The sequence below is a fragment of the Aeromonas sp. FDAARGOS 1408 genome (assembly GCF_019048665.1).
Classification (GTDB): Bacteria; Pseudomonadota; Gammaproteobacteria; order Enterobacterales; family Aeromonadaceae; genus Aeromonas; species Aeromonas dhakensis.
In genome coordinates this window covers 885,456-899,103 of record NZ_CP077394.1, presented here as the reverse complement: position 1 = coordinate 899,103, position 13,648 = coordinate 885,456, and the positions used below count along the sequence as shown (strand labels likewise).

Genomic DNA, 13,648 nt, shown 5'->3' with positions numbered 1-13,648 from the left:
CCGCCACCCGCTTACATAAACAGCAGATAGTTGAGGGTCAATGCCGTCACCAGCGCCCCCGCCATGGGCACGCAGGTGCGCTTGACCACCACGAAGGGGGAGACCTTGGCGATGCCCGCACAGGCGATCAGCACAGCCGCGATGGGGGAGACGGTGCGGCCGATGCTGGAGGCGAGCTGCATCGGCAGCAGCATGGTCACCGCCGGCACCCCAAACTTGGCCGCCACCGCGGGGGCCAGGGTCGAGAAGCTCAAGAAAGCCGCGTTGCCCGAGCCCATGATGACCGCCGCCACCATGATGAGGCCCACCATCACCAGGGTCATCAGGCCGCTGCCGATGCCGGCATTGCTGGCAGAGTGCAGCAGGGTATCGATGGCACCGATGGCCTTGAGGGATTCGGCAAACAGCTCGGCACAGACGATGAGCGCCACCACGGGGCCGAATACCTTGCCCATGCCGTCGAGGAAGCTGGAGAGCCCGGCAAAGGCGCTGCGCACCGAGCGGGTACGCAGCAGCTCGCACAGCATGCCGATAAAGACCGACAGCAGCATGGCCACCTCCACGCTCATCTTGATGTCGCTCACCAGCAGCTTGGAGAAGGTCATCATCAGCACGAAGGGGATGATGGGCAGCAGGCAGTACCAGGTCGGTGCGGGCACCTCGTCTGCCCCTTTCTCGTCCAGCTCGGCGTGCTCGCCGCGATGCTGGGCCGGATCCCAGCCATCCTGGCGGTCACAGTGCCGCTGCCAGAAGAAGTGCAGCACCATGGTCACCAGCAACATGGGGGCCACCAGCCAGATCTGGTAGTCGACGAAATAGCTGGTGGGATCCATGCCAGACTGGCCGGCGGAGAAGATGGCATTGGTCTGGGTCGGGCCAATCTCGAACGCCTGGGAGGTGGCGATGACGCCGCAGGCGGAGGCCGGGCTGATGCCGAGGTTGCGCATCACTGGATACATGGTGACCATCAGCAGCAGGCCAAGGCCGGTGGCGGAGGTGACGAACAGGGAGACGAACACCGCCACCAGGTAGCAGATGGCCAGCATCAGGTAGCTGGACTGGATGCCCGCCACCGGTTTGACCGCCACTCGCACCAGCGCCTGGGAGGCACCGATATGGGACATGTAGGTGGCAAAGCCGGCCACCGCCATGATGGTGAGGCCGAGCCCCGCCGCCCGGTAGGAGAAGATCCCCTTGAACACCTCGAACAGGTCGAACAGGGCGAAGCCGGTGCTCTTGTCGGCGGGCAGAATGGGGTGCAATCCCAGCCAGTAGGCGACAGTGAAGATGGCCATGCCGGCCAGTGCCAGCACCGCCTGCGGGTTGTAATCCTTGATGATGCCGTAGACCACGGCCAGCAGTACGAGCAAGACTAAGACGAGTTCCAAATATTCACTCCTGATAAAGTTATCGAGGAGCGAAATCTAGTGGTCCGACCGCGCTTTCCCATTGATCCCTGTCAAGAAAGATGGCTTGACCGCACTTAGATAAAATAAAATGCTACACACTTAACAAAAAACGGTCTTTTAAACTAAAGGCAAACCTTTAGAATCCCTTTGCCACGCGTTCTGGCGAATAACCTCAGGCTTTTTTGCTTTGGATCAACGTCAGGGGCCAGTGAACTGGCCAAGATGCGCAACGACACACAGAGACCGTTTCGCGCCGGAGAGAGTTATGACAGACCGAGCCACCGCAGGCATGACGACCTGCGACTACAAGCTATGGGACATCCTCGTCGAGTCTGCAAAGGAACGCACCACCATTCGTTACTCCAAGCTGGCCAGGCAGGCCGGGCTGGAGAATTGCCAGGATGAGTTGCGCACCTTGTTGCAACGCATCCGTATGTACTGCACCGAGCACCAGTTGCCGATCCTCTCCGCCATCGTGGTGGACGATGTGGGCAAATATACCGGCCTCTCCTCCAGTCTGCCGGACGCCCCCTGGGAGCGGGCCAAGGTGTTTGACTACCAGTGGCCGGTTGCGCCCTGAGTGCTCAGCCCCTCACCATAACGCGCCCACCGGCGCGTTTTGTACTTCTTCGGGCCCCTTTTTCCTGAACCGCAGGCAAAAAAAACCCGCCGAGACGGCGGGTACTAAGCAAGCAACGCTCTGGATGACCAGAGTAAAGAGTTCAGGCTGTCGAATCTTGCCACCTCCGGCACCACGCGAAAGAGGTAACAGGACAACATGGGTTTGCATAAATCGCTGATTTACCCAAGCTTCATGCTGACCATCGACGGGAAATGAGACTAAAGTGAAGGCCCTGCTTAAGGAAATGATTTATTAGTATTCCATTATGCACAGAATGAATTTACGAGGCGTCGACCTCAACCTGCTGGTGGTGCTCAAGGCACTGCTGGAGGAGCGCAACACCACCAAGGCCGCCGAACGGCTCGCCATGAGCCAGCCGGCCGTCAGCCGGGCACTGGCCCGTTTGCGTCTGCTCTATGACGATCCCCTGCTGATCCGCACTCCCCAGGGCATGGAACCGACCGCTCGGGCGGAGGCCTTGCTGCTGCCGCTGCGGGAGATCCTGCGCGACATCGAGCAGACCTTCAGCCCGCCCGAGCAGCTCGACCCCGCCCAGTTCGAGGGGGTGCTGCGCATCGGGGCCCACACCTATGTGGAGTACGTGATGATGCCGAGCCTGCTGGCCCGGCTGCAGCAGCAGGCGCCCAACCTGCGCATCCACATGGTGCCGCTCAATGCGGACTACGAGAGCCAGCTCGACGAAGGGGTCATCAGCATGGTGATCAGCAAACAGGACGAGGTGCCCGGCCGTTTTCGCCGCATCCCGCTGTTCGAAGACAAGCTGATCTGCGCCGCCCACCGCAGCCACCCGCTGCAGGGCCAGGTGCTGTGTATCGAATCCTTCGCCCAGGCTCAGCACCTGCTGGTCGCCCCGCGCGGCAGCGAAGGGGGCATCGTCGATGATCTGCTGGCCGCCCACGGCATGACCCGGCACACCCCCTTGATCGTGCAGAGCTTTCTGGCCGCCCCCTTCATCCTGCCGTGCGCGCCTCTGCTGCTCACCTCCCCTGCCCGGGTGCTGCGTCCGCTGATGCCGCTGCTGGATCTGGTGGAGTACGAGACCCGCTTCGCCCTGCCCACCTTCGAGGTGAGCCTCATTCGCCATCGTCGCGACGACAACAACGCCATGCTCAACTGGTTCGAATCCGAACTGCACCTCTGGTGTCGCACCCAGAGCGAACTCTGATACCCGCCGGCGCGTCCTGCGCCGGGTACTTTTCCCCTCTTCCCAGGCCCGACCAGCGCCTCGCCTCACCTCCCCCATGCGCATCGGCGTTGCCTTGGGATCGCCACAATGCCAGAATCGGGCCTCTTCTTGATTTCCCGTTTCAGGACTCAAGTTTCGGCTTTCCGGGCCCATGCCCGCAGACAAAGGACTCCCCATGGCCACCACCCTCTATGGCATCAAGAACTGCGACACCATCAAGAAAGCCCGCAAGTGGCTGGAGCAGGCCGGCATCGACTACCGCTTTCACGACCACAGGGCCGACGGCCTGAACCCGGCCGACCTCGACCGCTGGCTGGACCAGCTCGGCTGGGAGGCGCTGCTCAACAGCCGCGGCACCACCTTTCGCGCCCTGCCGGACGAAGCCAAGCAGGGGCTCGACACCGCCAAGGCGCGCGCCCTCTTGCTGGAGCACCCGGCCATGATCAAGCGCCCGCTGCTGGACCAAGACGGCGAGCTGACCCTGGGCTTCAAGGCCGATCACTACCAATCCCTCTTCTCTCGTTAAGGAAAAACGATGTCGGATGTCATCGCACTGGCCAAGGATCTGATCCGCCGCCCCTCCGTTACCCCGCTGGATGAAGGGTGCCAGACCCTGATGGCGGAGCGCCTCGCCAAGCTCGGCTTCGTCATCGAGCCCATGGTGTTCGAAGACACCACCAACCTCTGGGCCCGCCGCGGCAGCGAGGGGCCGCTGTTCTGCTTCGCCGGCCACACCGACGTGGTGCCCGCCGGCCCGCTGGACAAATGGCACACCCCGCCGTTCGAGCCGACCATCCAGGATGGCGTGCTGTACGGGCGCGGCGCCGCCGACATGAAGGGCTCGCTGGCAGCCATGGTGGTGGCGGTCGAGCGCTTCGTGGCCGAGCATCCGGATCACACTGGGTCGATTGCCTTCCTCATCACCTCCGACGAGGAGGGGCCCTTCATCAACGGTACCACCCGGGTGATCGACACCCTGGAGGCCCGTAACGAGAAGATCCGCTGGTGCATCGTCGGCGAGCCCTCCTCTACCGCCGTGGTGGGGGACGTGGTGAAGAACGGCCGGCGCGGCTCCATCACCGGCGATCTGCTGGTGCGCGGGGTGCAGGGCCACGTCGCCTATCCCCATCTGGCGGACAACCCGATCCACAAGGCGGCCCCGGCGCTGGCCGAGCTCGCCGCCATCGAATGGGATCAGGGCAACGCCTACTTCCCTCCCACCAGCTTCCAGATCGCCAACATCCAGGCGGGCACCGGCGCCTCCAACGTCATTCCCGGCGAACTGCACGTCCAGTTCAACTTCCGCTTCAGCACCGAGCTCACCGATGCCGCGATCCGCGAGCGGGTCGAAGCCCTGCTCGAGCGGCACGGTCTGGATTACCAGATCAAGTGGACCCTCTCCGGCCAGCCCTTCCTCACCGACACCGGCAAGCTGCTGGCGGCGGCGGTCTCTGCCATCGAGGCGGTGAACGGCCAGCAGCCGGCCCTGCTCACCACGGGGGGAACATCCGATGGACGCTTTATCGCCCCCACCGGGGCGGAAGTCATTGAGCTGGGCCCGGTCAACGCCACCATTCACAAGGTGAACGAGTGCGTGAAGGCGGACGATCTGGATCTGCTGGCTGACATGTACCAAGGGGTGCTCGAGAGGTTGCTGGCATGACCCAGGATCAACTGCTGGGCCAGAATGAGGATCACCTCATCCTGGTGGGGCAAGGCCCGCACCGGCTGACGGCCGCCACCGCGGCGGCCTTCAACGACATGCAGGTGGCCGCCGCCCACGCCGGCTTCAACCTGCAGCCCGCCTCCAGCTGGCGGGGCTTCGAGCGCCAGCTCGCCATCTGGAACGGCAAGTGGCGCGGCGAGCGGCCGCTGCTCGATGCCCATAGCCAGCCCATCGACGCCCTGCACCTGAGTGACGAGGAGCGGCTGCACGCCATCCTGCACTGGAGCGCCCTGCCCGGCACCAGCCGTCACCACTGGGGCACCGACCTCGACATCTACGACCCGGACTGTCTGCCCGCCGGCACCAAACTGGCGCTGGAGCCCTGGGAGTATGAAGAGGGAGGCTGGTTTGCCGACTTGAGCGAATGGCTGGAGGATCGCATGAACGACTTCGGCTTCTTCCTGCCTTATGCCAAGCCGGCCGATGCCGGCAGCGGCGTCGCCTACGAGCCCTGGCACCTCAGCTTTGCGCCTGAGTCCCGCGAGCAGCGGCTCGACCCGGCGGCGCTGGCACTTTGCCTGCAACAGGCGGATATTGAAGGCAAGGCGACCATATTGGCCAACCTCGACGAGATCCTGGCCCGCTATGTCACCCTGGCCACCGACGAAAGGAGTAGCACATGAACCTCTGGCTCTGGATAGGCTTGCCCCTGCTCTTCCTGCTCGGCCTGTTTCTCAACGCCATCAAGGACATGAAGCGGCTGGAGAAAGAGCTGCCCCGCTACAAGGACAAGATCCGGGAAGTGAAGGACGACGAGGACGACTGACGACCTCCGTCAGCAGGGGCCCGGCGTGGGCCCCTGCCGTTTGCTGCCCGCTGCGGCGCCCGCCTCTCCCTCAAGTGTCCGTTTTGTGAACATCATCACGTTGCCGACCTCTCTGATCACCCCGCTGACCCCCTTTTGATGGCCAGAACCCTTCGCAGCAATCGCACTGAAAATGTAAAAAACTGCAAATAAATGCACAATTAAGCCACACGGAGCCGGTCAAACTGCATATAATGTGCCTGATTTGCATTTTGACAGAAGGAGTTCGCCATTGGATGCCGTCACCATCAACAGTTTCTTCCTCGTCGCGGCCTTGTTGGTGGGTGCCAGTGTCCTGTTGAGCGCGCTCTCCTCCCGTCTCGGTATCCCCATCCTGGTGATCTTCCTCGCCGTCGGCATGCTGGCCGGTGAGGACGGCCCCGGCGGCATCCACTTCGCCGACTACTCCATCGCCTACCTGGTGGGCAACCTGGCGCTTGCCATCATCTTGCTGGACGGCGGCATGCGTACTCGGGTCTCCTCGTTTCGGGTCGCGCTCTGGCCCGCGCTGTCGCTCGCCACGGTCGGGGTGGCCATCACCACCGGTCTGACGGGCCTCGCCGCCGCCTGGCTGTTTGACCTCAACCTGCTGCAGGGGATGCTGATCGGCGCCATCGTCGGCTCCACCGATGCGGCGGCGGTCTTCTCCCTGCTCGGCGGGCGCAGCCTCAACGAGCGGGTCAGCGCCACCCTGGAGATAGAGTCCGGCAGCAACGATCCCATGGCGGTGTTTCTTACCGTCACCCTGATCGAGGTGCTGGCCACCGCTCAGCAGGGGCTGGATGGCGGCTTTCTGCTGCTGCAACTGCTCAAGCAGTTCGGGCTGGGAGCCGGCATCGGCCTTGGCGCCGGCTGGCTGCTGTGGAAGCTCATCAACAGCGCCCGGCTGGCCCCCGGCCTCTACCCGCTGCTGACCGTCAGCGGCGGCCTGCTCATCTTCGCCCTCACCACGGCGGTAGGCGGCAGCGGCATCCTGGCCATCTACCTCACCGGCCTCTTGCTCGGCAACCTCTCCCTGCGCAGCCGCAGCACCACCTTGTCGGTGCTGGACGGCCTGACCTGGCTCAGCCAGATAGGCATGTTCCTGGTGCTGGGGCTGCTCGCCTCCCCCCACAAGCTGCTGCCCATCGCCCTGCCGGCGCTGGCGCTGGCCATGTGGATGATCCTGTTCGCCCGCCCCATCTCGGTCTGGATCGGCCTGCTGCCGTTCAAGAACTTTGCCCCCCGCGAGCGCTGGTTCATCTCCTGGGTCGGCCTGCGCGGCGCGGTGCCGATCATTCTGGCGGTGTTCCCCATGATGGCGGGGTTGCCCAACGCCCAGCTCTACTTCAATGTCGCCTTCTTCGTGGTGCTGGTCTCGCTGATCCTGCAGGGCAGCTCGCTGCCGCTGGCCTCCCGCCTCGCCCGGGTCGAAGTGCCGGCACCCCCCTCGCCCATCAACCGCTCCGGGCTCGAGATCGATCTCGACAGCCAGTGGGAGACCTTCGTCTATCGCCTGAGCGACGAGAAGTGGTGCATCGGCTCGCCGCTGCGGGATCTGCGCATGCCCAAGGGCACCCGCATCTGCGCCCTGTTCCGCGAGCAGGAGCTGCTGCACCCCTCGGGCAGTACCTGTCTGCAATCGGACGACATCCTCTGCGTCATCGGCCACGAGCGCGACCTGCCGGCCCTCGGCCAGCTGTTCAGCCAGGCGCCGGAGCAGGATCTGGGCCCGCGCTTCTTCGGCGACTTCCTGCTGGAGGCGGCCGCCAAGCTGGTGGATCTGGCACCGCTGTACGGGCTGGATGTGAGCGAGGTGGCGGATCAGACCCTTGGCCATTTTATTGCACAACAGTTGGGCGATAATCTGGTGGTCGGCGACCACGTCGAATGGCAGGGGCTGATCTGGACCGTGGCCGAAATGGAAGAGGGTGAACCCCGCAAGATAGGGGTGCGTTTTCTGGAAGAAGATCCGGTCTGATCGCCGTCTGCCTCGTCCTCTGCGAGAAGGGAGTTATCTATGCCTTACCAAACCCTGTTGTCCGGCCTGCAACCCCCTTCGCCCAACCTGGGGGTGATCGAGGGCTTCTTTGGCAAGGGCTGGAGCTGGGAAGCCCGCGCCCGCTACGCCCAGTGGCTGCCCCGCCACGGTTACGGCTTCTATCTCTATGCCCCGAAAGAGGATGGCTATCTGCGCAAGCACTGGGCCAAGCCCTGGCCTGCCGCCCAGCTCGAGGCGCTGCGCCAGCTCGCCCGCCAGTGCCGCGACAACGGTCTCGCCTTCGGGGTGGGGCTGAGCCCCATGGGCGCTCACCACGACTATGCCCGCCAGCGACCGGCCCTGCTGGAGAAGGTGCGGCTCATCGAGGAGGAGCTCAAGCCCGACATCCTGGCGATCCTGTTTGACGACATGAAGGGGGATACCCCGGATCTCGCCCACTGGCAGCTCACCATCACCCACGACATAGCGGCCCATACCGGTGCCGGCCGGCTGCTGTTCTGCCCCAGCTACTACAGCACGGATCCTGTACTGGAGAAGGTGTTCGGCGCCATGCCCCCCCACTATCTGCAGGATCTGGGGCAGGGGCTGGATCGGCGCATCGACATCTTCTGGACCGGCCCCAAGGTCTGCTCCAGCGAGTACCCGGCGGCCCACCTGCGCCAGACGGCCGAGTGGCTGCACCGCAAGCCGTTCCTGTGGGACAACTACCCGGTCAACGATGGCAGCAAGGCCAGCAGCTTCCTGCACCTGCGCGCCTTCGAAAACCGCCCGGCGGAGTTGGCGGATCTCGTGAGCGGCCATGCGGTCAACCCCATGAAGCAGGCGGCGCTGTCGGCCCTGCCGCTGGCCACCCTGCCCATGAGCTACCGGCTCGGCAAGCAGTACGACCCGGACAAGGCGCTGCACGCCTCCCTCAACGCCACCTGCGGCCCGCAGATCTCCGCCATGATCCAGGCTGACCTGCCGCTGTTTCAGGATATAGGGCTGGCCCAGCTGACCCCTGAGCAGGTGACTCACCTCAAGGCCCGCTATCTGCCGTTTCGCGACCAATCCTGCGTCGACGAGATCCTGCGCTGGCTGGATGGCGAGTACGTGTTCGACCCGGATTGTCTCACCGACTGATCCCACAGCCACAGGAGGCAGCATGGACGCGTCCCTGATTTACCAGAACCTGGCGGTGATCGCCGCCTTCCTGCTCATCTACAGCCTGATCGCCGGGCGCTTTGAATCCCGCCTCATCAACGGCCCCCTGCTGTTCTTGCTGATGGGCTGGCTGCTGGGGCCGGGCGGCATCGAGCTGCTCTCCCTCTCCATCGACAGCGACGGCATCAAACTGCTGGCGGAGCTGACCCTGGTCATAGTGCTGTTCAGCGATGCGGCCAACACCAACTGGCAGGTGCTGCTGGCCAACCGCAGCCTGCCCATCCGGCTGCTGCTGATCGGCCTGCCGCTCACCCTGCTGGCCGGCACCCTGTTCGGCCGCTGGATCTACCCGGACCTGCCGCTGCTGGAGCTGGCCATCCTCTCCACCATACTCGCCCCCACCGATGCGGCGCTCGGCAAGGCGGTGGTGAGCAACCCGGCGGTGCCCGCCCCCATTCGCGAGGGGCTCAACCAGGAGAGCGGCCTCAACGACGGCATCTGCGTGCCCGTGCTGCTCCTGCTGCTCGCCCTCATCGCCCCCACCGAGCAGCACAGCGGCACCGGCCTGCTGGCCATCACCCTGCTGCTGGAGGAGATCGGCATCGGCCTGCTGGTGGCCTGGGGGCTCACCACCTTCACCCTGCGCCTGCTCAAGACCTCCTACCTCAACGGCTGGCAGCTGCCGCTCTGGCGCCAGCTCACCATGCCGGGGCTGGCCCTGCTCTGCTTCGCGCTGGCCCAGACCCTGGGGGGCAGCGGCTTCATCGCCGCCTTCGTCGGCGGCCTGCTGATGGGCCGCAAACTGGGGGAGCACAAGCACGCCTACCTGGACAGCTGCGAGGGTTACGGGGATCTGCTCTCTGTGGTGATCTGGATGGTGTTCGGCGCCACCCTGATGCCCATGCTGGCAGAGCTGCTGCACTGGCAGTACTGGCTCTATGCCGCCGCCAGCCTCACCCTGCTGCGCATGGTGCCGGTCTGGCTGAGCCTGCTCGGCACCGGCCTCAAGCTTGAACTCAAGCTCTTCATCGGCTGGTTCGGGCCGCGGGGGCTGGCCAGCATCGTCTTTGCGGTGATGGTGCTGCAAAATGAGCCGGCCCTCCTCGGCCAGCGCCCCATCATCGCCACCGTGCTCTGCACCATCATACTGAGCGTCATCCTGCACGGTCTCACCGCCAATCCCTGGGTCGCTCGCTTCAAACCCCGTTGAGGGGCGCCGCCAACAAAAAGCCCCGGGCACTGTCCGGGGCTTCTCTTTTGTCAGACACAAGGCGTGCCCATCTCGGCCAGGGCCCCTCCCTAGGAGCTCGCGTCCTCGGCCTGCGGCCGATAGACCAGGATCCCCGGCTTGTTCTGCACGTACTCCAGGAAGGGGGAGTCCACCACCTGCATCTTGCTCGAGAGAGAAGAAGCATTGCGCAGCACGGGGCCGTTCTCGCCGCGGATGAAGATGCCGGTGTGGGTAACGTCGAGCCCGGCCAGATCGGTGTAGATGCCGATGTAGTCCCCCTCTTCCAGCAGACTCAGGGTGTTCTCGTCGATGCTGGCGGACGGAATGTAGGTGATGTCCCGCGCCGTCACCCCCAGCCCCGGAATGTAGTGGCCGCCGTCGGCCTTCTGGTTGAGCAGCTTGGCGGTGGTCACCGCGGCGCCGCCCACCAGATGAGTCACGTCGCTCACCTTGTTGTCACCATGCACCCAGTCGGAGAAGAAGTGCTTTCTGGTCAGATAGTTGACCTCACCATTCACGTAACGAGTGTGCATCAGGTTCTCGATGAAGTGATGCACACTCGTTGCGCGACGCAGCGACTCGACGTAGTCCAGATAGGTGAAGCAATCGAGCCCGCCAAAATCCACCACCAGCTTCTCCTGCACCTCGTTCGACCCCACCAGCCGGTTGGCCACATAGGGATTGCCCAGAAACAGGCTGGAGAAGGTCTTGATCGTCTGACCCGGCGCCCCCTGCTGGCGGGCAAACAGCTCGATAAGTTGCGGCTCCTTGATGTTGTAGAAATCGAGGTTCCTCTCTTTGCCGGCAGCCGCCGCGCCGGCAAACAGGAGCAATGCAATACTGGTCAGCCTCATCATCCTTAAATTTCCTTGCTCGAAATGTTAATAAACGGACCCTGTGCACCCTCTCGCAGGCGCAAGAGAATGCCATTCGAGACTGACGGCATCCCGGCCGTTTGCAAACCGGATAAATGTAAGCAAATGTGGCCAACCGCCCGCCAGCATACGAAAAAGCCCCGCATGGCGGGGCTTCTCGGCAGTAACAGACCAGCTGGCAAGTGCGGTATCAACCCAGCGCCAGCCAGACCCCGACAAACAGCATGAGAGAGCCGGCGATCCGGTTCATCAGGGTGACGTTGCCGCTCTTGGCGAGGAAGTGGCGCAGGGTGCGACCGCCGCTCGCGTAGAGCAGCAGGCAGGAGAACTCGATGAGCAGGATCAGGGCCACCAGGGCGCTGATCTGGGGGGTCATCGGCTTGGCCGCATTGATGAAAGGGGGCAGCAGGGAGACCATGAAGGCCCACCCCTTGGGGTTGGCGATGGCGGTGACGAAGCCCTGCATGGCCAGCGCCAGTGGCCGGGTCTCCTGGGCGGCCGACAGATCCGCCGGGATCGCCAGCTTGCCCTTGGCCTGCCACATCTGGATGCCTAGCCAGATGAGATAGGCGCCGCCCACGTACTTGAAGGCGGCAAACAGCGCCGGGTAGTTGAGCATGACGGCCGCCACCCCGATCACCGACAGCACAGAGACCAGGCCAACCCCGATGAGCTCGCCCCACATCATGTGCAGGGTGCGGCGCACCCCCAGACTCATGCCGAGGGTCATCGCCAGGGTCATGCACATGCCGGGGGTCACAGAGACAAAAAAGAACGTGGGAATAAACAGCGCCAAAATGGCAGGATCGATCCAGTCGGACACACAACACCTCCATGGTAACAGACCGACGATCTTGCCTATCACACTCATTTAACACAAGAAAAAACCTTTTCAAATAGCCGGTTTTGCACCTTAAAAACCTGTGACAAGCTTTGTCGCGCCTGTGTAAGATGCCGCCTTGTTTCTCTTTTGGGTCAGGATCTTTCATGTCATTGAATAATCTCTCTATCCGTCTGCAAGTACTCATCCCTCTCCTGCTCGCCAGCCTGTTGATGATCCTGATGATCGGGATCGGCAAACAGGACATCGACCGCGCCATCAACGACATGAACGAGACCACCGCCAGCGTGACCCGTCACAAAGACGACATCGCCACCCTGATCCACGCCACCTACCGGCTGCGCACCAACGCCATCTACGGCCTCTATGACCCCGCCCGCTTTGCCCAGCTGCCCAGCGAGCTCTCCGCCGCCGAGCAGGAGATAGGTGCCATCCTGGCCAGACTGGCCATCGCCGGCGCCGAGCAGGACAACAGCCGGGTCGCGGCCGCCCTGCAGGCCTACCTCGGCCACACCCGCAGCAACATGCTGCCGCTGCTGGCCGCCAAGCACCAGGGTGGCGGCGATCCTGCCGCCTATGAGCAGGCCCGCCTGCGCTTTCGCGATCTGGGGGAGGATCTCATCAAGCAGATCGATGCCATGTCCGCCCACGTCAACCAGCTGATCCTGGCTGAAATTGCCGAGGAGCAGGCTCACTACCACGCCACCCTGCTGCGTACCCTGCTGCTGATGGCAGCCAGTCTGGCCGCTGCCCTGTTTGGTGGCTGGTGGCTCTCCGGCCGCATCGTGCGTCCCATCGGTCAGCTGCAGCAGGTGATGCGCGCGGTGGCCCAGGGCCGCTTCAACGTGCGTGCCGTCAGCGATGGCAACAACGAGCTGAGCCAGCTGGCCGCCGACATCAACCAGACCCTGACCCAGCTTGGCAACACCATCCAGACCCTGACCGGCATCAGTGGCAACGTGGCCTCCGCCGCCACCGAACTCGCCGCCGTGATGACCCAGGCAGAGGTCAATGCCCAGCAGCAGCGCGGTGAGACCGAACAGGTGGCCTCCGCCGTCACCGAGCTGGCCAGCACCGCCGACAACGTCAACCACAACGCCGCCCTGGCCGACGAGCTGGCGCGCGATGCCAACCAGCGGGTCGAAGAGGGGCTGGCGCTGTTTGCCGAGAGCATCCAGGCCAACAGCCGCATGGCCAACAGTCTGGAGAGCGCCGCCTCCGTGGTGGCCAGCCTCAAGTCCCAGTCCGAGCAGATCGGCAAGGTAATCGAGGTCATCCAGGGGATTTCCGAGCAGACCAACCTGCTGGCCCTCAACGCCGCCATCGAGGCCGCCCGCGCCGGTGAAACCGGTCGCGGCTTTGCGGTGGTGGCCGACGAGGTGCGCATGCTGGCGGCCCGCACCCAGGACTCCACCAAGGAGATCCAGGCCATCATCGAGCAGCTGCAGAGCCAGTCTCTCTCCGCCAACAGCGGCGTGCAGGATACCCTGGCCATCCTGGCCCACAACCAGCAGCTCTCCGGCCAGGTGCAGGATCTGCTGGGCGGCATCACGGAGGCGGTCAACCAGATCAACGGCGCCAACGCCCAGGTGGCTACCGCCGCCGAGGAGCAGTCCTGCGTCACCGCCGACATCAACCGCAACATCACCAACATCCACGAGATCGTGAACCAGAACGCGGCCGGTATCAGCCAGAGTGCCGCCGCCAGTCACGAACTGTCACAGCTCGCCGAGCAGCAGCGCAAGCAGCTGTCCCAGTTCCAGCTGTGACGCCAACCCGCTGACCAGACAGAGAGGCCCCGCACGCGG

At 64.0% G+C, this 13,648-nt stretch carries 13 protein-coding genes; 10 read left to right on the top strand and 3 right to left on the bottom strand.

Annotated elements, in window-relative coordinates; translation table 11 throughout:
* Positions 1–11: 11 nt before the first annotated feature.
* A complete protein-coding gene (gene dcuC / locus I6L38_RS04385; RefSeq protein ID WP_216989206.1) occupies positions 12–1,388 on the bottom strand; it encodes a C4-dicarboxylate transporter DcuC in 1,377 nt (458 codons plus the stop codon).
* Between the two features lie 286 nt (positions 1,389–1,674).
* On the opposite strand from dcuC, the gene I6L38_RS04380 reads away from it, so the two are divergent.
* From I6L38_RS04380 to I6L38_RS04340, 9 genes are all read left to right on the top strand, one after another.
* Complete coding sequence (locus I6L38_RS04380) at positions 1,675–1,989, top strand: hypothetical protein (RefSeq protein ID WP_005298999.1); 315 nt, start codon at positions 1,675–1,677, stop codon at positions 1,987–1,989.
* A 316-nt stretch (positions 1,990–2,305) separates the two neighbouring features.
* Positions 2,306–3,217 carry a LysR family transcriptional regulator gene (locus tag I6L38_RS04375; protein ID WP_017783426.1) on the top strand — a complete coding sequence of 304 codons (912 nt, stop codon included), beginning with the start codon at positions 2,306–2,308 and terminating at the stop codon, positions 3,215–3,217.
* Positions 3,218–3,413: 196 nt separating this feature from the next.
* Positions 3,414–3,764: an ArsC family reductase gene (locus I6L38_RS04370; RefSeq protein WP_017766166.1), complete on the top strand. Its 351-nt coding sequence runs from the start codon at positions 3,414–3,416 to the stop codon at positions 3,762–3,764.
* Between the two features lie 9 nt (positions 3,765–3,773).
* The gene (gene dapE / locus I6L38_RS04365; protein ID WP_201988461.1) at positions 3,774–4,901 is read left to right on the top strand and encodes a succinyl-diaminopimelate desuccinylase; all 1,128 of its coding nucleotides are present in this window, start codon (positions 3,774–3,776) and stop codon (positions 4,899–4,901) included.
* Positions 4,898–5,587 carry a M15 family metallopeptidase gene (locus tag I6L38_RS04360; protein ID WP_216989205.1) on the top strand — a complete coding sequence of 230 codons (690 nt, stop codon included), beginning with the start codon at positions 4,898–4,900 and terminating at the stop codon, positions 5,585–5,587. Before dapE ends, I6L38_RS04360 begins: the two co-directional genes overlap by 4 nt.
* Entirely contained in the window at positions 5,584–5,730 is a 147-nt protein-coding gene (locus I6L38_RS04355) for a hypothetical protein (protein WP_005298986.1), read from the top strand. The genes I6L38_RS04360 and I6L38_RS04355 overlap by 4 nt, the downstream gene beginning before the upstream one ends.
* 271 nt (positions 5,731–6,001) lie before the next feature.
* Complete coding sequence (locus tag I6L38_RS04350) at positions 6,002–7,729, top strand: potassium/proton antiporter (protein WP_005298984.1); 1,728 nt, start codon at positions 6,002–6,004, stop codon at positions 7,727–7,729.
* A 39-nt stretch (positions 7,730–7,768) separates the two neighbouring features.
* Entirely contained in the window at positions 7,769–8,872 is a 1,104-nt protein-coding gene (locus tag I6L38_RS04345; RefSeq protein ID WP_216989204.1) for a beta-N-acetylglucosaminidase domain-containing protein, read from the top strand.
* 22 nt (positions 8,873–8,894) lie between these two features.
* Positions 8,895–10,103, top strand: coding sequence for a sodium:proton antiporter (locus I6L38_RS04340; protein WP_005298981.1), 1,209 nt, complete (start codon positions 8,895–8,897; stop codon positions 10,101–10,103).
* A gap of 89 nt (positions 10,104–10,192) precedes the next feature.
* On the opposite strand, the gene I6L38_RS04335 is transcribed toward I6L38_RS04340, so the two are convergent.
* The gene (locus tag I6L38_RS04335) at positions 10,193–10,981 is read right to left on the bottom strand and encodes a DUF1460 domain-containing protein (protein WP_005298979.1); all 789 of its coding nucleotides are present in this window, start codon (positions 10,979–10,981) and stop codon (positions 10,193–10,195) included.
* Between the two features lie 208 nt (positions 10,982–11,189).
* Entirely contained in the window at positions 11,190–11,822 is a 633-nt protein-coding gene (locus tag I6L38_RS04330) for a LysE family translocator (RefSeq protein ID WP_010634529.1), read from the bottom strand.
* Between the two features lie 164 nt (positions 11,823–11,986).
* Here I6L38_RS04330 and I6L38_RS04325 point away from each other — a divergent pair, with 164 nt between their 5' ends.
* The gene (locus tag I6L38_RS04325) at positions 11,987–13,609 is read left to right on the top strand and encodes a methyl-accepting chemotaxis protein (RefSeq protein WP_043170124.1); all 1,623 of its coding nucleotides are present in this window, start codon (positions 11,987–11,989) and stop codon (positions 13,607–13,609) included.
* Positions 13,610–13,648: the final 39 nt, after the last annotated feature.